The organism is Mesorhizobium sp. L-2-11 (assembly GCF_016756595.1).
Lineage (GTDB): Bacteria > Pseudomonadota > Alphaproteobacteria > Rhizobiales > Rhizobiaceae > Mesorhizobium.
In genome coordinates this window covers 3508168-3528038 of record NZ_AP023257.1, presented here as the reverse complement: position 1 = coordinate 3528038, position 19871 = coordinate 3508168, and the positions used below count along the sequence as shown (strand labels likewise).

The following is a 19871-nucleotide window of genomic DNA, read 5'->3' as shown; positions in this document are numbered from 1 at the left end:
GTGGCGCCATCGAGAGACCGACAGGGTCGCCTCGATGTTGGTCCGGAAATGGCGCAACCGTGACCTCCGGTGCCGTCGCCGGCGATGTCTGCTTCCAGTCAGAGACAAAGTTCATCTCTACGGCTGACATCGGCGCAGAGCTGCCATTCAGAATCTGACGTGTGGGCGTCGCCTTCGGGTCATCTGTGCGATTCGTCCTGGCTGACGAACTTCCGCTCTCCTCAAAACAACGTTGAGCCACGCTTCAACCGGCGGGTGCGTAGCGCAGCAGCGTCACGCCTTGGGTAAGGCTTTCCTTACCGAGCGGCTTCAAGGTCAGCGACAGGCCGGACTGGAAGTACGGCTTGCCGCCGCCAAGCACGACCTGGTGCATGTAGAGCCTGTACTCGTCGATCAGACCGGTGCGTGCAAGTTGCGCGGCAAGATTGGCGCCGGCAACGGTGATATGGCCATCCGCTTCCGACTTGAGGGATCTCACCACGTTCTCGACATCGCCGTTCATCAGCCGGGCATTAGGGCCGACTTCCCGGCGACTGATCTCCGGTTTCCGGAAAGATGCTGCCGATCACTAATTCTTTCTGCTATCATGGCAGCACCGGACAGTCTTCCGGAAAAGCGACCACATGGGCTAGGTGTCGGTAGAGCCGAAATGCAGGTCGCCGCAAGGGCCCATCCGTTCCTTCAAATTGCAAGGGAGAGCGAAGCTTGGGAGAAATTTCGGAGCAAGGCGTATCCCGCCGAGGATTCTTAAAGGCTGGCGCTGTTGGCCCGGCATCCGCGGCCGCCGTGCTCGCCACGCCCTCGGTGCTCAGGGCGCAAAGCCCGATCGTTGTGAAGATGCAAACGTCTTGGCCATCGACTGATTTTGGGATGGATGCCGCGAAGGCATACGCCGACTGCATCCGAGCTATGTCTGGCGGACGACTTGCGATCGAACTAACCCCGGCAGGTGCGATTGTCGGGGCTTTCCAAGTGCTCGACGCTGTCCATGATGGAGTGCTCGACGCCGCGCATACCGTGCCGGCCTACTGGTACGGCAAGCACAAGGGCGCATCGCTATTTGGCACCGGGCCGGTGTTCGGTGGTAGCGCAACCGTCATGCTGGCCTGGATTCACCAGGGCGGCGGGATGGAGCTTTACCGGGAGTTGACTCAAGACATACTTGGCCTCAACACCTACGGCTTCTTTGCTTTTCCAATGCCCGCGCAACCCCTCGGCTGGTTCAAGGAACCAGTCACCACAGTCGCCGACATCAAGGGTCTGAAGTACCGAACCGTCGGTCTAGCAGCCGACCTGATGCAGAAAATGGGGATGAATGTTGTCCAGCTTCCGGGTGGCGAGATCGCTTCAGCCATGGAGCGGGGCGTGATCGATGCCTTCGAGTTCAACAATCCTTCGTCCGACATGAGCTTCGGCGCGCAAGACACAGCCAAAAACTACTTCCTCTCGTCCTATCATCAAGCCAGCGAGTTGTACGAGATCGTATTCAATAAAGACTTCTTTGATGGACTCGAAGAGGACCTTCAGGCGATCTTGCGGTATGGTGTCGACGCGGTCAGCACAATCAATACTGCTATGGCGCTCAACACCTACTCGACGAGCCTGCAGAAGCTTAAAGATGAGCACGGCGTCAGGCTGCATCGCACGTCGAAGGAGCTACTCGATGCACAGCTCCGAGCCTGGGACGCGCTCATTCCAGAGCTGGAGCGGGACGATTTCATACAGAGGTGCATGGACAGCCAACGCGCATGGGTCGAGCGGGTGGTATTCTACGAGCTGATGAACGCGCCCGACTATGCATTTGCCTACGACCACTATTTCCCTGGCAAGCTGAAGCTTTGAACGGCGCGGCAGGGTTTGTGCCAGGGCGTACGACATGCGTTATTGGTCGGGCACCCAGAAGATGAACCGCTACGGGCTCGGAGTTGAGGCCGCTCTGCATACGGTTTCACGCGACAGCAACTCGACCCGCTCGGTATAGCTTTTCTTGTTTCTAGCTTGGAGCAGAGGCAGCCGTGGATATCGCGGATTGGCTGCGAGCATTGGGAATGCAGCACCTTGAGGGCGCATTCGTTGCGAACGACGTCGATCTTGAACTACTGCCCAAGCTGACCGCTGCTGACCTTGAGGCGCTCGGCATCAGCTCGGTCGGCCACAGGCGAAGGCTACTTGATGCCATTGGTAAGCTTGTTGCGGAAACAGAGCCTTCTGCGCAGGGATCCGGGATCGTCAAGTTAGCAGGAGCCTTTCAGTCCCAAGCTTCAGCTGAACGCCGCCATCTCACCGTCATGTTTGTAGATCTGGTGGGTTCGACCGAATTAGCCGAACGGCTTGACCCGGAGGACTTGCGAACCACGATCCGCTTGTATCAGGACGCCTGCTCCGCCCTGATCGTGACGTTCGGTGGGTTTGTCGCCAAGTATCTCGGCGACGGCATACTGGCGTATTTCGGATGGCCACGCGCGCATGAGGACGACGCCGAGAGGTCGGTCCGAGCGGGGCTAGCAATTGCCGAGGCGACGTCACGACTGACCGTCCCTGGTGGACCACTTTCAGTTCGGATCGGTATCGCTACCGGCTTGGTGGTAGTAGGCGATCTGATCGGCGAAGGCGCGGCGCGAGAAGAGGCGGTTGTGGGCGAGACGCCGAACCTTGCCGCGCGTTTGCAGCAAACTGCAGAGCCTGGGACTATCGTCGTCGCCGACGCTACGCGCCGCCTGCTCGGCGCGTCTTTCGAGATGGAGGAGCTTCCCGCAGCTAGACTGCGAGGCTTTGCGGAGCCGATTCGGGTCTGGAAAGCGATGAACGAACGTCCCATCGCAGAACGGTTCGAGCGGCGCCGAGCGCTAGGATTGACCAAACTCGTCGGGCGCCGTCGCGAAACAGCAGTTCTGTTAGATCGCTGGAAGCTGGCCAAAGGTGGCAAGGGGCAGGTCGTACTATTGTCCGGTGAACCCGGCATCGGGAAATCGCGTATCATAGACGAGCTGAGGCAACGGCTCAGCGATCATGCATTTACATCTTTGCGCTTCCAGTGCTCGGCCCAAAATATCGGCAGCGCCCTGCATCCGATCATTTCTAGAGTCGAGTCAGACTGCGGAATAAACCGGAACGATACACCGACTGCCAAGCTGGCAAAGCTCGAGATTCTTCTTGAGGAGGAGTTTGGCGACGCGACAAGCGTAACCCCCCTGGTTGCGGCGCTCCTCGGCATTCCCTTCAATGAAAACTATCCGCCGCTCGGACTTACGCCGCGGCAGCAGAAGGCAAAGACACTGGAGACTTTGGCCATTGAGATTCAGTGCTTGGCCGCCCGGCAGCCCGTACTGTTTTCTTTCGAAGATATACATTGGGCCGACCCGACTTCGCTTGAGTTCCTCGACATCGTCGTCAATCGGATCGAACGCTTGCCCGTTATGGCGATCTTGACATTCCGATCTGAGTTCGAGGCGGCGTGGCCGTCGATTGCACATGTCACTCAGCTCAGTCTCAAGAGGCTTGGGCGTCGATACGCCACTGCCCTAGCCAAACAGGTGGCCGCAGGGGTGGAACTGCCTGCCCGAACTCTCGAGCAGATCCTTGCCAGAACAGACGGTGTTCCACTGTTCGTGGAGGAGCTGACAAAGGCTGAGATCGAAGCAATTTCCGCAACGCCGCGACAAAAACAATACCTTGACCGGGCGACATCACGGGACGTTCCGTCAATACTGCACGACTTCCTGATGGCTCGCCTTGATCGCCTCGGCGGGGCGAAAGACGTTGCTCAACTGGCTTCATGCTTGGGCCGGGAGTTCTCACATGAGATGCTCGCTGCAGTTTCGGGGCTGCAGGGAGGCGAACTCGAAGCCGCGATCAATCGGCTTATCGCTAGCGAACTGATAGAGCGTGCCGGATCACCTTCAACCCGGTCTTATATGTTTCGTCACGCGCTGATCCAGGAGGCCGCCTACATTTCTTTGCTGAAAAGCCGCCGCCAGCGCTTACACGCACATATTGCCGAGACCGTCGAGGCGCAGTTTCCGGAAATTGCCACGCAACGCCCCGAGTGGCTCGCATACCACTTCGCGGAAGGCAGCACGGTTACGCGAGCGGCGACGTACTGGCTGAGAGCAGCGCAGCTCGCGAAGAACGCGTACGCGCTTCGTGAAGCCGCCGCCCACCTCCAGAAGTGCCTCGAGCAAATCGCCAAGCTCCGTTCGATAGCGCCAACGGCGCATTTCTCCGAAGGCCGCGTGCAGGAAAACGATGCACTCGTGCTGCTGGGAGACGTTACAAGCCTTATGGGACAGTTGGAGTCCGCCAATCGGTATTACCAGCGGGCTATAGATCTTATCGATGATGATGATGGGGATTCGAACGCAATTAGTCGCAAGCAGCATCTACAGCGTGTCGCCGTTCGGGGCGGAGCCAAGATTGCTTATTACGAGCACGGCGGTGGCTCCGACACTCTCGTTATTGTCAGCCCCCTCGCCTATGGACTCGCTACGATCCAGCCGGTGCTCGAGCGCCTATGCCAAGATTTCCGGATCGTGACGATCGATGCACGAGGTTCGGGCGCATCGGATTTGCTGACGCGTCCATACCCGATCGATGAGCATGTAAAAGACTTGAGAGCGGTGCTTGGCGCTTTGGGCGATAAGCCCGTAGTGGGAGTCGGGATTTCCGCGGGCGGGAACACTCTATTGAAACTCGCCTATCAAGAACCACGGCTGTTCAGCAAGTTAGTTACGCTCGGCACGCCACCCAACAATGAGGCTTTCAACGCAGCGTATATGCGCATTCGTGAGGAGGACCTCCGCAGAGAAGATCTCGAGGGCCTGATCCGCTCCCACACCGACCTCATCTATCACGAGCCTGAGATGCTTGAACTCAAAGAGCAGGTCATCCGAGACCGGATGCTTCTACCTAGGGAGACCATTCTCAGCTTCTTCGAGTTCGACCCGACCAAGGATGTTACGGGGCTTTTGAACGGAATTCGCCTGTCGACGCTCGTAATCCATGGGCGTGACGATCGTCTCGTTCCGTTCTCTGCGGCCGAGCAGATCGCGACCGCACTTCCCAATGCGCAGCTCTATGCCTTCGAAGGCAAGGGGCATCTCCCCATCTTCACCGCAACAGACGAGTTCTGCCGGGTGCTGCAGACATTCGCACACACGGGAGCCGCCGTGCGCGAGGATTTGAGCCTTTGAAGCTCACGGACGGCTGCCCTGCCTTAATTCGAGAAAACTTCGTTCAATGTTCCGCCGCCACAAAGAGGCAACAGCCCAAGCGACCCTCGGCCCCAAGAGGCAAACAGGCAAACAGTGAAGCTGCTCATGATCCAACATGGGCATTGGCATGAAGGATTGGGGGAGGCCGCAACGGGTCCGCAACACGACCTTTTCGACTGCGCGTCCGAACGTCTGGATATGGCGCAACAACGATGTCCAGGGTGGTCGCCGGCAACGTCTGCTATCGGGCAACAGCAAAGATCACCTCAACGGCCGACATCAGGCGCAGAGCTGCCATTCAGAATCTGACGCGTGGGCGTCGCCTTCGAGTCATCTGTGCGATTCGCCCTTGGCTGACGAACTTCCGCTCTCGTAGTTGTGTGCGTCAAGTTCTGCAAAAATGGCGTGGCATTCAGCGGTGACGTTGGCGTGTCCGCCGCGCAGCCCCCGTGTTTAGCGGAGCGGCGGACATGGCGGCCGCGTCAGGCGGCCAGTGCCCTCAGGTTCTCCTTCTTGTGCTCGCGCAGATGATCCATGTTGAGGTAGCGGGTCGCCTCGAGCCAGTTCTCGTGGATCTCCACCGCCAATGCCCGAACCAGCCGCAAACAGCTCTGCGGGTTGGGGAAGATGCGAACGACCAGGGTGCGCCGCTTGATCTCCTGGTTCAGCCGCTCCAGCATGTTCGTCGACTTCATGTGCTTGTGATGCGGCAGCGGCAGCCGATAGAAGCTCAGCGTCTCCTCGATGTTGTTCTCCACCCAATCCACCAGCTTCGGGTATTTGGCCTGCCATTTGGCGATCCACTGCGCCAGGTCGCGCTTGACCTCGGCGAGGTCGCGCCGGTCATAGAACCATCTGAGCTCCATCAGGCAGTCGTCATCGACCTTGCGCGGCACATAATCGAGCGCGTTTCTGAGGAAGTGCACGTAACAGCGCTGCCAGACTGCCTCGGGCAGGACTTCGCGGATCGCTGCCCTGAGCCCCGGATGGTCGTCGGAGACGACAAACTCGACGCCGGCGAGCCCGCGCTGCTTGAGCCCTGCCACGAACGCGCGCCAGCTCGAATGGCTTTCACGGTTGGCCAGCTCGACACCGAGCACCTGGCGCCGGCCTTCCCAGTCGACGCCGATCGCCACCAAGACGGCCTGGCTGGCGATCACGCCGGCCTCGCGCGCCCGCTCGTAGCGCGCGTCCAGAATGAGGTACGGGTAAGGTTCGGCAAGCCGCTGCTCAAAGAACGCCTTCAGCGCCTCATCCAGCCGCGCCGTCGCCTGGCTTACCGTCGAGGCCGAGAAGGAATGGCCGCACAGATCCTCGGTGATCGCCTTCACCTTGCGCGTCGACACGCCTTGCACGTACATCTCGACCAGCGCCGATACCAGTGCCTTCTCCGAGCGCTGGTAACGCTCAAACAACTCCGTCGAGAACCGGCCGGCCCGATCTTGCGGAACCCGAAGTTCCAGCACGCCAACCCGCGTCACAAGCTTGCGTTCGTAATAGCCGGACCGGTAACCAACCCGCTCCGTCGTCCGCTCGCCTTTCTCGGCCCCGATCGCCTCCGTCATCTCGGCTTCCAAAGCCTCCTGCACCACAGTCTGCAAAACTCTGCGGAAGCCGTCCTCATCCGACAACAGCAACGCTTTCAACTCGCCTCTGCTCAGTCTAACCTCTCGCTTGGTCATGGCACTTACCCTTCCACGGGAATCGGTGATCGCAACGTCACCAGCGTGCCATGGCCGCCCCTCGCCTCAGAGTAAGGGCTGTTCTCTCTCCAGAGCTTTTTGCAGAACCTTCAGAACACTATCGCTCTCGTCAAAACAACGTTGAGCTACGCCTCAACCGGCGGGTGCGTAGCGCAGCAGCGTTACGCCTTGGGTAAGGCTTTCCTTACCAAGCGCCTTTAACGCCAGCGACAGGCCGGTCTGGAAGTACGGCTTGCCGCCGCCAAGCACAACCGGGTGGATGTAGAGCCTGTACTCGTCGATCAGACCGGAGCGTGCGAGATGCGCGGCAAGATCGGCGCCGGCAACGGTGATCTGGCCATCCGCTTCCGACTTGAGGGATCTCACAACGTTCTCGACATCGCCGTTCACCAGCCGGGCATTAGGGCCGACTTCCCGAAGCGTCGTCGAAAACACGGTCTTTGGGTCTCGCGCCAGGCGCGGGCAAAATCCAGCTCGATCTCGGCGCCGGTCTCTCGGTCCGGACTGTCCCAGAAGCGCATCGCTTCGTACATCCGGCGTCCACAGAGCGCGATCGAGGTCTGCCTCATCATGTCGTTGAAATGCCGGTGCAGTTCCCCTTCGGGTACCGGCAGGGCAATGTCTCCGTCTGGCCCGGCGATATAGCCGTCCAGGGACATCAGCATGGCATAGATGATCCTGGCCATCGGCGCCTCCGTTCATGTCCTGGACGACTGATTGCATTTAGCAATCAGTCTATCGCAAGATGCGTGGAATGCAATGCACGATAAAGAAGCACCGGTGCTTCTTTATCGTGAAATTCCGATGACGGCTGAAATCAGCCGTTGACGGCCTGCTTGTGCTGGACCGGGTGGCTTTTCTTGAGCAGGTCCGACACCAGGAACGCCAGTTCGATCGCCTGGTCGGCGTTGAGGCGCGGGTCGCAATGGGTGTGATAGCGATCCTGCAATTCCTCGGCGGTGATGGCGCGGGCGCCACCGGTGCATTCGGTGACGTTCTTGCCGGTCATCTCGATATGGATGCCGCCCGGATGCGTGCCTTCGGCGCGATGCACCTCGAAGAAGCTCTGCACTTCCTTCAGGATGCGGTCGAACGGCCGTGTCTTGTAGCCGGCGGCCTCGATGGTATTGCCATGCATCGGATCCGACGACCACACCACGCTGCGGCCTTCCTTCTGCACCGCGCGCACCAGCTTCGGCAGATGCTCGGCGACCTTGTCGGAGCCGAAGCGCGCGATCAGCGTCAGCCGGCCGGGCTCGTTTTCCGGATTGAGCAGGTCGATGAGCTGCAGCAAGTCGTCCGGCGTCAGCGACGGGCCGCATTTCAGGCCCAGCGGGTTCTTGATGCCACGGCAGTATTCGACATGGGCATGGTCGGGCTGGCGGGTGCGATCGCCGATCCAGATCATATGGCCTGATGTGGCGTACCAATCGCCTGACATCGAATCGATGCGGGTCAGCGCCTCCTCGTAGCCGAGCAGCAGCGCCTCGTGGCTGGTGTAAAAATCGGTCTCGCGCAGCGCGTAATTGGTCTCCGAGGTGATGCCGACAGCCTTCATGAAGTCCATCGTCTCGGTGATGCGGTTGGCGAGCGACTCGTATTTCTCGCCCTGCGGACTGTCCGAAACGAAACCCAGCATCCATTGATGCACGTTCTCCAGGCTGGCGTAGCCGCCCTGCGCGAAAGCGCGCAACAGGTTGAGCGTCGCCGCCGACTGGCGGTAGGCCATCTCCTGGCGTGCGGGATCGGGAATGCGCGACTTGGCGTCAAACTCGATGCCGTTGATGATGTCGCCGCGATAGCTGGGCAAGGTCACGCCGCCCTTGGTCTCGGCGTCGGACGAGCGCGGCTTGGCGAACTGGCCGGCAACACGGCCGACCTTCACCACCGGCTGCGCGCCGGCGAAGGTCAGCACCACGGACATCTGCAGGAAGACGCGGAAGAAGTCGCGGATGTTGTCGGCGCCATGCTCGGCGAAGCTCTCGGCGCAATCGCCGCCCTGCAGAAGGAATGCGTCACCGGCAGCGACGGTCGCAAGCTGCTTCTTCAGCTTGCGTGCCTCACCTGCAAAAACCAGCGGTGGAAAAGTGGCGAGCTGGGCTTCCGTGTTCTTCAGCGCGGCAAGATCCGGATAGGCAGGAACCTGCTGGATCGGCTTTGCTCTCCACGAATTCGGCGACCATTTCGTCATCGTTGCACCCAAAATTCTTTCCAGCGGGTGCTATCGCCCGCCATTTCGCCCCAATACGGGGATCGCGGCTCCATACACGAAGCCGATTTCCTATTCTAGACCGGAATTTCGGTGGTGGCGAATGGCGCAAGCTCGCCGCCTGTCTTCCCTTCTCCCCTTGTGGGAGAAGGTGGATTGGCGCGCAGCGCCAAGACGGTTGAGGGGTGCTGGACGGAGCGCGGCGATGCCAAGCTGGAGCACCCCTCATCCGACCGAGCTTCGCTCGGCCACCTTCTCCCACAAGGGGAGAAGGGGGAGCGGCTGCGACGCTGGACGATAGTTACCCATCTCATCCACCGCGCTAAGCCGCCTTCTCCGCCAGCCGAGCCAATTGCGTCATGACGACCGCTGAACCCGCCAGCCGCTTTTCAGGTGTCGGCCAGTCGCGGACGAAGACGACGCTGTGGTCCGGCCGGATCTTGGCCAGCGAACCCTGCTCGCCGATCAACGTGACCAGCCCGACGGGGTTGGAGAACTCGCGCTTGCGGAAGTGGATGACGACGCCCTTTGGCCCGGCATCGAGCTTTTCGACATTGGCCTTGCGGCACAGCGCCTTGATGAAGACGATCTTCAAGAGGTGTTTCACTTCCTCCGGCAAAGGTCCGAAGCGGTCGATCAGCTCGGCGCCGAAAGCGTCGATCTCCTCGGTGTTTTCGAGATCGCCGAGGCGGCGGTAGAGCGCCAGGCGCAGCTGCAGGTCCGGAACATAGCTTTCGGGGATCATCACCGCGGTGCCGACGGCGATCTGCGGCGACCAGCCGCCATCCTGCACCTCGCCGGAATCCTTCACCTCGGCGACGGCCTCCTCCAGCATCTGCTGGTAGAGCTCGAAGCCGACCTCCTTGATGTGGCCGGACTGCTCCTCGCCGAGAAGATTGCCAGCGCCGCGGATATCGAGATCGTGGCTGGCGAGCTGGAAACCGGCGCCCAGCGTGTCGAGCGACTGCAGCACCTTCAGCCGGCGCTCGGCGGTGTCGGTCAGCTTGCGGTTGGCCGGCAGCGTGAACAGCGCATAGGCGCGCACCTTCGAGCGGCCGACGCGGCCGCGCAGCTGGTAAAGCTGCGACAGGCCGAACATGTCGGCGCGATGCACGATCAGCGTGTTGGCGGTCGGGATATCGAGGCCGGATTCGACGATGGTGGTCGACAACAGCACGTCGTACTGGCCGTCGTAGAAGGCGTTCATGATGTCGTCGAGCTCGCCGGGCGGCATCTGGCCGTGAGCGACAGCCACCTTTAGCTCGGACACGGATTCACGAAGGAAATCATGGATTTCCGAGAGGTCGCTGATGCGCGGCACGACATAGAAGGAATGACCGCCGCGGTAGCGCTCCCGGAGCAGGGTCTCGCGGATGACCAGCGGGTCGAAGGGCGAGATGAAGGTGCGCACCGCCAGGCGGTCGACAGGCGGCGTGGCGATCAGCGACAGTTCGCGCACCCCGGTCAGCGCCAGTTGCAGCGTGCGCGGGATCGGCGTCGCCGACAGCGTCAGCACATGCACGTCGCTCTTCAGGTCCTTCAGCCGTTCCTTGTGCTTGACGCCAAAATGCTGTTCCTCGTCGATGATCAACAGGCCGAGATTCTTGAACGAGATCGATGAGCCGAGCAGCGCGTGAGTGCCGATGACGATATCGACGGTGCCGGCGGCGATGCCTTTCTTGGCCTCTGCCAGTTCCTTGGCGCCGACCAGCCGCGAGGCCTGGGCGACGCGGATCGGCAGGCCGGAGAAGCGCTGCGAAAAAGTCTTGAAATGCTGGCGCGACAGCAGCGTCGTCGGCACCACCACCGCGACCTGAAAGCCTTCCATCGCTGCGACGAAAGCGGCGCGAAGCGCAACTTCCGTCTTGCCGAAGCCGACATCGCCGCAGATCAGCCGGTCCATAGGCTTGCCGGCGCCCAAATCGCCCATGACCGAATCGATCGCCGTCTGCTGGTCGTCGGTTTCCTCATAGGGAAACCGCGCGGCGAATTCGTCGTAGAGACCGTCGGCAGGGACCAGCGAAGGGGCAGCGCGCATCTGCCGCTCGGCGGCAATGCGGATCAACTGTCCGGCCATGTCGAGCAGGCGTTTCTTCAGCCGCGCCTTGCGCGATTGCCAGGCGCCGCCGCCAAGCTTGTCCAATGTCGCCTCAGTCGAATCCGAGCCATAGCGCGACAAAAGCTCGATGTTCTCCACCGGCAGGAACAGCCGGTCGTCGCCGGCATAATGGATTTCGAGGCAATCATGCGGCGCGCCGACCGCCTCGATGGTGCGCAGCCCGATGAAGCGGCCAATACCGTGGTCGCTATGGACGACGATGTCGCCGGCGGACAACGCCGAGGCCTCGGCGATGAAGTCCGAGCCGCGCTTCTTGCGCTTCGAGCGACGGATGAGCCGGTCGCCCAGAATGTCCTGCTCGGCGACGACGACCAATTTCTCGGTCTCGAAGCCGGATTCGAGCGGCAGCACGGCAAGTCCCGCCTGCCCCGGTTCGAGCTTTTCCGCCTCGGCCAGCGTGGCGACTGGCTTGAGATTGCCGAGATGATGCTCGGCCAGGATCTGGCACAGCCGGTCGAGCGAACCTTCGGTCCAGCCGGCGACGACGACGCGGCGGCGGGCGGTGCGCTCGTCGGCAATGTGTTTTACGACGACGTCAAAGACGTTGACGTTGGGGTCGGCGCGTTCTTCGACGAAGCTGCGGCCATGCCGTGAGCCGGCATGGAAGATTTTCCTGGCGCCGGCATCGGGCGCGTCGAACGGCGTGAAGTCGATCGCTTCGCGCGGCCCAAGCGCGGCGATGAGGTTTTCCGGCGACAGGTAAAGCAGGTCGGGCGGCACCGGTTTGTACGGAACGGCGTCCTTCAGTGCGCCGTCGGCCTGCTTCCTGCGTGCCTCGTAGTGGTCGAGGATCAGCGCATGGCGCTCAGCCAGCGCCTCATGCGCCAGATGGTCGAACACGACAGGCGTGTCCGGCAGATAGTCGAACACCGTCTCCAGCCGTTCGTAGAAGAACGGCAGCCAGTGCTCCATGCCGGCGAAACGCCTTCCCTCGCTGACCGCCGCATACAGCCCATCGTCACGCGACGGCGCGCCAAAGGCATCGATGTAGCTGCGGCGGAAGCGGCTGATGGTCTCCGGCGTCAGCGCCACTTCGCTCATCGCCTGCAGCGCCATCGACTTGCGCTGGCCGGTGGTGCACTGCGTGGCGGCGTCGAAGACGCGGATCGATTCCAGCGTGTCGCCGAAGAAATCGAGCCGCAGCGCTTCCGTCCAGCCCGGCGCGAACAGGTCCAAAATGCCGCCGCGCACGGCGAACTCGCCGACGCCGCGCACGGTTGGCACCCGTTCGAAGCCTGATATCTCCAGCCGCGACGCCAGTGCGTTCATGTCGATCTGGTTGCCGGGTTTGGCGTGAAATGTCTGCGCCTCGACAAGGCTTGCCGGCGGAATGCGCTGCAGCAGCGCGTTGGCGGTGGTCAGGATGACGGCGCGGTGTGGGTTTTTTGCCAACGCGATCATCGCGGTGAGCGCGTCCAGCCGCCGCGCGGCTGCATCCGAGCCGGGCGAAACGCGGTCATAGGGCAGACAATCCCAGGCCGGCAGTTCGAGCACCGGCAGGCCAGGCGCGGCGAATGAAAGCGCCTCGACGATCGAAGGCAGGCGCTGGCCGTCGCGTGCCACGAACAGCACTGGCTTGTCGGGCGCGATCTCGTGCGCCGCCTGCACCAGCGCGAAGGCTTCGTAACCGTCGGCGACGCCGTCGACGATGAACTGGCCGGCGCGGCCTTTCGGCAGGCCGATCGAGGGAATGAGGCTCATGGATTACACGTCGTTCAGAATGTCATCGTTTGGCGTGACGCCAGGATTTTTTGCAGGACGGCACAGTCGATGTGAGCCGGAATCGGCCGCTCGCCGGTGATCACGGGCAGGAATTCGGTGTCGGCAATGTCGAGGAGCCTCTCATATTGGTCGAGTTCGTCGCCGGTCAAGCCGCCGATCTCGGCGTCTGCGAAACTGCCGAGGATAAGGTCCATTTCGCGCATGCCGCGATGCCAGGATCGAAACAGAAGCTTGCGGCGGCGGGCGTCGAGCCCCTCGCTTGATCGTCTCGTTCCGGTCATTGTCGAGCATCCTAGCCTGAAGCGGCGCATATAGCGTGGATAGAGCGCGGTGTCAGCCTTGCAACGGTCCGGTGGGTGTCTAACATCCCGGTGTGAGATACACTCCTGACAACATCGGCGCAGGCACCCCCCTCTGGCCTGCCGGCCATCTCCCCCTCAAGGGGGGAGATCGGATGTTGTTTCTGCTTTCGCAAATCTCCAAGGCTGTAGAAGGAACGCTGTCGGTAAAGCTGCCGATCTCCCCCCTTGAGGGGGAGATGGCCGGCAGACCAGAGGGGGGTGAGCGCCGACATCGCGTGGTCTCTCACCCATGAGACCTTCCCTCCTCGATCCGCTGTTTGTCCCGATCACCTCGCTTGCCGGCGTCGGGCCGAAGGTTGGCGCACTGATCGAGAAAATCGTGCCGGCCGATCTCGGTGATCGCGCGGCGCGCGCCGGCGACCTTCTGTTCGTGCTGCCGCATTCGGTAATCGACCGCCGCAACCGGCCGGGCATCGCCGGTTCGGCCGAAGGCGCGATCGTCACGCTCGAAGTGCGCATCGATCGCCACCAGCCGCCGCCGCGCGGCAACAGATCAGTGCCGTATCGGGTTTACGCCCATGACGACACCGGCGAGATCGCGCTGACCTTCTTCCATGCGCACGCTGCCTATCTCGAAAAGGCGATGCCCGAGGGCGAGCATGTCGTGGTCTCCGGCCGCATGGAATGGTTCAACGGCCGCCCGACCATGGTTCATCCCGACCACATCGCGTTGGCCAGTGAAGCGGAAAACCTGCCGCTGGTCGAGCCGGTCTATCCGCTCACCGCCGGGCTCTCGGGAAAAGTGCTGCGCCGGGCAATCGGCCAGGCACTCGCTCGCTTGCCGGTGCTGCCGGAATGGCAGGAGGGTGAGTTTCTGCGCCGCCTCAGCTTTCCCGCCTTCGGCGATGCGCTCGTCCGCATCCACAACCCAGCCGACCCGATCGACGTGTCCGTCGATGGCGCGGCCTGGCGGCGTCTCGCCTATGACGAGTTTCTGGCAGGCCAGGTGTCGCTGGCGCTGGTGCGGGCAAAAGTCCGCCGCCTGTCCGGCCGGCCGCTGGTCGGTGACGGCCGCTTCGTCGAAAAGCTGCGCGCCGCCCTTCCCTATTCGCTGACCAATTCGCAGGAAATGGCGCTTGCCGAAATCAATGCTGATCTCGGTGACCCCGAACGCATGCTGCGCCTGCTGCAGGGGGATGTCGGCTCCGGCAAGACGGTTGTCGCGCTGCTCGCCATGGCGCGCGCTGTCGAGGCCGGCGGCCAGGCGGCATTGATGGCGCCAACCGAAATCCTGGCGCGCCAGCACCTTGCGACGATTGCACCGTTGGCGGAACAAGCCGGGCTGCGCATCGCCATCCTCACCGGCCGCGAAAAGGGCCGCGAGCGCATTGACACGCTGGCCGGTCTGGCCAGCGGCGAGATCGACATCGTCGTCGGCACCCACGCGCTGTTCCAGCAAACGGTGACGTTCCACGACCTGGTCCTCGCCGTCATCGACGAGCAGCACCGCTTTGGCGTCCACCAGCGGCTCGCCATCACCGCCAAGGGCGACGCGCCCGACATGCTGGTGATGACGGCGACGCCGATCCCGCGCACACTGGTGCTGACCGCTTTCGGCGACATGGATGTATCGAAGCTGACCGAAAAACCGGCCGGTCGCCAGCCGATCCGCACCGTCACCCTGCCGCTCGAGCGGCTCGACGAACTGGTCGGCCGCATGCGCGACGCCGTCGCCGACGGCCAAAAGATCTACTGGATCTGTCCGCTGGTCGAGGAGTCCGAAGAGATCAAGCTGATGTCGGCGGAGGACCGGTTTGCCTCCTTGAAGCCGCTGTTCGGCGACCGGGTCGGCCTGGTGCACGGGCGCATGAAGGGCGCCGAAAAAGACGAGGCGATGCGCGCCTTCAAGGCCGGCGAGACACGCATCCTGATCGCCACCACGGTCATCGAGGTCGGCGTCGATGTGCCGGATGCGACGATCATGGTCATCGAGCATGCCGAGCGCTTCGGCCTCGCTCAGTTGCACCAGTTGCGCGGCCGGGTCGGGCGCGGCGAAAAACCGTCGTCCTGCGTGCTGCTCTATAAAAATCCGCTCGGCGAGACGGCATCGCGCCGGCTCTCGGTAATGCGCGAGACCGAGGACGGCTTTCGCATCGCCGAGGAGGATCTGAATCTGCGTGGCGAGGGCGAGTTGCTTGGCACCCGCCAGTCCGGCACACCTGGCTTCCAGGTGGCGCGCATCGAGGCGCATGCCGACCTGCTCGAAGCCGCTCGCGACGACGCACGGCTGATCCTGTCGCGCGATCCGGAATTGCAATCCGAACGCGGCGAGGCCCTTCGCATGCTGCTTTATTTGTTCGGACGCGACGAGGCGGTGCGGCTCTTGCGCGCCGGCTGAGACTCGGCATCCACCGGCGGATTGCCGACCTGGCCGCCGATCGGCTTGCCGTTCAACGTCACCATTTTCGTCTTGACCGCCGGCGCCACCAGCCCGGCCGAAACGATCAGCTTGGCGCCTTCCTCGATAGTCATGTCGAGCAGCACGATGTCGGATTTCGGCACATACATCAGAAAGCCCGTGGTCGGGTTTGGCGTGCACGGCATGAACACCGCGATCAGCGGATCGCCTTCCGGATCGAGCTTCTGGTTGATCTCTGTCTCCTTCTCGCTGGCGACAAAGACCAGCGACCAGACGCCCTTGCGCGGGTATTCGACCAGCCCGACCTGGCGGAACATGTCGCCCTTGTTCGACAGAACGGTCTCAAAAATCTGCTTCAGCGACCCATAGATGCCGCGCACCAGCGGCATGCGGCCGAGCAGCCGCTCACCGAACAAGACGATGGCCCGACCGACGATATTGGCGGTCAGGAAACCGATCAGGGTGATCAGGATCAAGGCGACGATCAGGCCAAATCCCGGAACCGGCGCCGGCAGATAGCTATCGGGGTTGTAGCGCGCCGGGATATAGGGTTTCACCCAGGAATCGACCCAGCCGATGAACGACCAGGCGATGTAGGCGGTGATCGCCAGCGGCGCGCAGACGACAAAGCCTGTCAGGAAGTAATTCCGCAGCCGGGTCATGCCTGAGGTCTTGGAAGCATCGGACATGGTTCACCGCAGCGCTGATTGCGGCGCGACATTAATGAACCGCATTCGGCTTTGGAACTGCGAATTTTTTAAACCACGCCTATTCCACAGTCACTGATTTCGCCAGGTTGCGCGGCTGGTCGACGTCGGTGCCCATGAACACCGCGGTGAAATAGGCCAGCATCTGGATCGGCAGCGCGTAGATGATCGGCGAGATGATTTCCGGCACGTCCGGCAGCACGATCGTCTCCATCGTCTTCACCGTAGCGTGGGCGGCACCCTTGCTGTCGGTGATCAGGATGATCTTGCCGCCGCGCGCCGCCACTTCCTGCATGTTCGACACGGTTTTTTCAAAAATGCGGTCATGCGGGGCAATGACGATCACGGGCATGTTCTCGTCGATCAGCGCGATCGGCCCGTGCTTCAGCTCCCCGGCAGCATAGCCCTCGGCATGGATATAGGAGATTTCCTTGAGCTTCAGCGCACCTTCCATGGCCAGCGGGAAATTGGTGTCGCGGCCAAGATAAAGCACGTTCTTGTAGTGCGAGAGGTCGCGCGCGACCTTTTCGATCTGGCCGTCGAGTTTCAGGACCTGGTTGGCATAGCGCGGCGCTTCCGACAGTTGGCGGACCAGCGTCGTTTCCTGTTCCGGCGAAATGGTTCCGCGCGCCACGCCGGCCCGCACGGCAAGCGAGGCCAGCACCGACAATTGACAGGTGAAGGCCTTGGTCGAGGCAACGCCGATCTCCGGCCCGGCCAGCGTCGGCAGGATGACATCGGATTCGCGTGCCATCGTCGATTCGCGGACATTGACGACCGCGCCGATCTTCATGCCCGCCTTGCGGCAATAGCGCAGCGAGGCCAGCGTGTCGGCGGTCTCGCCCGATTGCGAGATGAAGAAGGCGGCGTCTGTCTTCGACAGCGGCATTTCACGGTAGCGGAATTCCGAGGCGACATCGATGTCGACCGGCAGCCGCGCATAGCGCTCGAACCAGTATTTGCTGATCAGGCCGGCCAGATAGGCAGTGCCGCAGGCCGAAATCGCCAGCCGGTCGATTTTGGCGAAATCGAACGGCAGGTCGAGCGGCTTCGAGACGCCGCCAACGAAATCCACATAATGCGCCAGCGTGTGCGAGATCACCTCGGGCTGTTCATGGATTTCCTTCTCCATGAAATGGCGCCGGTTGCCCTTGTCGACCATGAAGCTGGTGCTGAGCGACTGCTGGCGCTTGCGCTCGACCTTGTTGCCGTCCATGTCGAAGATGGCGACGTCGTTGCGGCGCACCACCGCCCAGTCGCCGTCCTCCAGATAGGTGATCGAATTGGTGAAGGGGGCAAGCGCGATGGCGTCGGAGCCCAAAAACATCTCGCCGTCGCCATGGCCGACGGCCAGCGGCGGGCCGTTGCGCGCGCCGACGATGAGATCCTCGTCCCCCCTGAACATGATGGCCAGCGCAAAGGCGCCTTCCAGCCGCTTCAGCGCCTGGTGCGCGGCCTCGACCGGCTGCAGACCCCTGGCCAGTTCGCGCCCGACCAGGTGTGCGACGACCTCGGTGTCGGTCTGCGATGAAAATGTGTAGCCGTCGCGCATTAGTTCGTCGCGCAATTCGGCGAAATTCTCGATGATGCCGTTATGGACGATGGCGACGCCGTCGGAAAAATGCGGATGCGCATTGGTTTCGTTGGGCACGCCGTGCGTCGCCCAGCGCGTGTGGCCGATGCCGATCATTCCGTCGAGCGGTTCGTCCTTCAGCCGGCGTTCGAGATTGATCAGCTTGCCCTCGGCGCGGCGACGCGCCAGCTGGCCGTGCTCGACGGTGGCGACGCCAGCCGAATCATAGCCGCGATATTCGAGCCTTTTCAGCGCATCGACGATCAGTGGCGCGACCGGCGAGTGACTGACAATTCCGACGATACCGCACATAGACGTTGCCCCCGATTCCGGCATGAAAACCCGGCGCCATTTAGGGTTGGCCGGGCTGCCGCGAAAATCACATTGCGTTTCGTTCCGTATCAGCCGGAACGGTTCTGCACAGATGCACCATGACCGAGCGCGCTTGCAATCCGGTTACCGCAACCCGGCTAGGCTTTTTTCCGGGCCACTGCCGCCGACGCAAAACGCTCGCGCAATTCCTTGCCCTTCCCAGGCAGCGTCCTCTGGCGGGCACGGCCGAAGGCCAGCGCGTCGTCGGGCACGTTTTCGGTGATCACACTGCCCGAAGCGACGTAGCCGCCCCTGCCGATTGTGACAGGCGCCACCAGAGACGAATTCGAGCCGACGAAGGCGCCCTCGCCGATGTCGGTGAAGAACTTCGAATAGCCATCATAGTTGCAGGTGATGGTTCCAGCGCCGATATTGGCGCCGGCGCCGACGCGGGCATCGCCGATATAGGTCAGGTGATTGACCTTGGCCCCCTCCTCGATAACAGCCTGCTTGACCTCGCAGAAATTGCCGACCTTGGCTTTTTGCTTGAGATCGGCGCCCGGCCGCAGCCGCGCAAATGGACCAACATCGCAATTCGAAGCGATCGTGGCGCCTTCAATGTGGCTAAAAGCATGGATCCTGGCGCCGGTGGCGATTGTCACGCCCGGCCCGAACCAGACATTGGGCTCGACGATCGTGTCGGCGCCGATCTCGGTATCGTGCGAAAAGAACACGCTTTCGGGCGCGATCAACGTGACGCCGGAGAGCATGGCTTCGCGCCGCCGGTGCGTCTGCCAGATGCCTTCCGCCGCAGCCAGTTCGGCGCGGTTGTTGATGCCGAGCACATTCTCGAATCCGGCCTCTGCCGCAACGACGTCAAAACCCTGCCCGCCGGCGATCTCGACGATGTCGGTGAGGTAATACTCGGCCTTGGCGTTGTCGTTGCCGACCTGGTCGAGCAGCTGCAGCGCGTGCTTGCCGGCGACCGCCATCAGACCGCCATTGCAGAAGGTGATTTTCTTCTCCTCGTCGGTGCAGTCCTTTTCCTCGCGGATGGCGATGAGCTTGCCGCCCTTTTCGATCAGCCGGCCATAGCCGGACGGATTTGAGGTGCGGAAGCCGACCACAACGACGGCAGCGCCTTCAGCCAGTTTCAGGCGCGCAGCGGTCAGCACCTCCGGGTCGATCAGCGGCGTATCGCCGAACATCACCAGGATGTCGTCGTAACCCTTTGAGATTGCACCGCGAGCCGCCAGTACGGCATGCGCCGTGCCGAGCCGCTTGTCCTGGACGAAGGTTGCCGCCTTCGGCGCGAATTTTTGCGTCGCCTTGCGCATCTCGTCCGCGCCATGGCCGATCACCAGCGCCAGATCGCCGCTGCCTGCGGCTTCCGCAGCCTTGACGACATGGGCGACCATCGGCAGGCCGGCGATCGGGTGCAGCACTTTTGGCACGGCGCTTTTCATGCGCGTGCCCTCGCCGGCGGCGAGGATGACGGACAGGCAGGTTCTCTGGCTCATGGAATGCGACCATATGAAAAGGGTTGGGAATCAAGGCATGTCTAGTCCGGAATCTCACTACCATTGGCGCCATGC

General features: G+C 62.1%; 13 protein-coding genes. 3 read left to right on the top strand and 10 right to left on the bottom strand.

Annotated features, from left to right (window positions below; translation table 11 throughout):
- Positions 1-244 precede the first annotated feature (244 nt).
- On the bottom strand, positions 245-502 hold the full coding sequence (locus JG739_RS16835; RefSeq protein ID WP_202362579.1) for a dihydrofolate reductase family protein: 258 nt from the start codon (positions 500-502) through the stop codon (positions 245-247).
- A 212-nt stretch (positions 503-714) separates the two neighbouring features.
- Here JG739_RS16835 and JG739_RS16830 point away from each other — a divergent pair, with 212 nt between their 5' ends.
- Together JG739_RS16830 and JG739_RS16825 are read left to right on the top strand one after the other, a co-directional pair.
- Positions 715-1842: a TRAP transporter substrate-binding protein gene (locus JG739_RS16830; RefSeq protein ID WP_202367498.1), complete on the top strand. Its 1128-nt coding sequence runs from the start codon at positions 715-717 to the stop codon at positions 1840-1842.
- 173 nt (positions 1843-2015) lie between these two features.
- Positions 2016-5189: an alpha/beta fold hydrolase gene (locus tag JG739_RS16825; protein ID WP_202362578.1), complete on the top strand. Its 3174-nt coding sequence runs from the start codon at positions 2016-2018 to the stop codon at positions 5187-5189.
- A 503-nt stretch (positions 5190-5692) separates the two neighbouring features.
- Here the strand turns inward: JG739_RS16825 and JG739_RS16820 are convergent.
- From JG739_RS16820 to JG739_RS16800, 6 genes are all read right to left on the bottom strand, one after another.
- Complete coding sequence (locus JG739_RS16820; protein WP_202362577.1) at positions 5693-6892, bottom strand: IS256 family transposase; 1200 nt, start codon at positions 6890-6892, stop codon at positions 5693-5695.
- Between the two features lie 153 nt (positions 6893-7045).
- Positions 7046-7303 (bottom strand): dihydrofolate reductase family protein, encoded by a 258-nt coding sequence (locus JG739_RS36050; RefSeq protein WP_342216461.1) that lies wholly within the window; start codon positions 7301-7303, stop codon positions 7046-7048.
- Positions 7300-7599, bottom strand: a complete 300-nt coding sequence (locus JG739_RS36045; protein ID WP_274609385.1) for a dihydrofolate reductase family protein — start codon at positions 7597-7599, stop codon at positions 7300-7302. Before JG739_RS36045 ends, JG739_RS36050 begins: the two co-directional genes overlap by 4 nt.
- Before the next feature lie 131 nt (positions 7600-7730).
- Complete coding sequence (locus JG739_RS16810) at positions 7731-9104, bottom strand: class II 3-deoxy-7-phosphoheptulonate synthase (RefSeq protein ID WP_202367497.1); 1374 nt, start codon at positions 9102-9104, stop codon at positions 7731-7733.
- A 340-nt stretch (positions 9105-9444) separates the two neighbouring features.
- The gene (gene mfd, locus JG739_RS16805; protein WP_202362576.1) at positions 9445-12942 is read right to left on the bottom strand and encodes a transcription-repair coupling factor; all 3498 of its coding nucleotides are present in this window, start codon (positions 12940-12942) and stop codon (positions 9445-9447) included.
- Between the two features lie 14 nt (positions 12943-12956).
- A complete protein-coding gene (locus tag JG739_RS16800) occupies positions 12957-13244 on the bottom strand; it encodes an FAD assembly factor SdhE (RefSeq protein WP_202362575.1) in 288 nt (95 codons plus the stop codon).
- A gap of 310 nt (positions 13245-13554) precedes the next feature.
- Between JG739_RS16800 and recG the strand changes: the two genes are divergently transcribed.
- Positions 13555-15663: an ATP-dependent DNA helicase RecG gene (gene recG / locus JG739_RS16795; protein ID WP_202362574.1), complete on the top strand. Its 2109-nt coding sequence runs from the start codon at positions 13555-13557 to the stop codon at positions 15661-15663.
- On the opposite strand, the gene JG739_RS16790 is transcribed toward recG, so the two are convergent.
- The 3 genes from JG739_RS16790 to glmU form a co-directional block, all read right to left on the bottom strand.
- Positions 15615-16373 carry a DUF502 domain-containing protein gene (locus JG739_RS16790; protein WP_202362573.1) on the bottom strand — a complete coding sequence of 253 codons (759 nt, stop codon included), beginning with the start codon at positions 16371-16373 and terminating at the stop codon, positions 15615-15617. The genes recG and JG739_RS16790 overlap by 49 nt on opposite strands.
- 79 nt (positions 16374-16452) lie before the next feature.
- Positions 16453-18276 carry a glutamine--fructose-6-phosphate transaminase (isomerizing) gene (gene glmS / locus JG739_RS16785; RefSeq protein ID WP_202362572.1) on the bottom strand — a complete coding sequence of 608 codons (1824 nt, stop codon included), beginning with the start codon at positions 18274-18276 and terminating at the stop codon, positions 16453-16455.
- A gap of 158 nt (positions 18277-18434) precedes the next feature.
- The gene (gene glmU / locus JG739_RS16780; RefSeq protein WP_202362571.1) at positions 18435-19796 is read right to left on the bottom strand and encodes a bifunctional UDP-N-acetylglucosamine diphosphorylase/glucosamine-1-phosphate N-acetyltransferase GlmU; all 1362 of its coding nucleotides are present in this window, start codon (positions 19794-19796) and stop codon (positions 18435-18437) included.
- Positions 19797-19871: the final 75 nt, after the last annotated feature.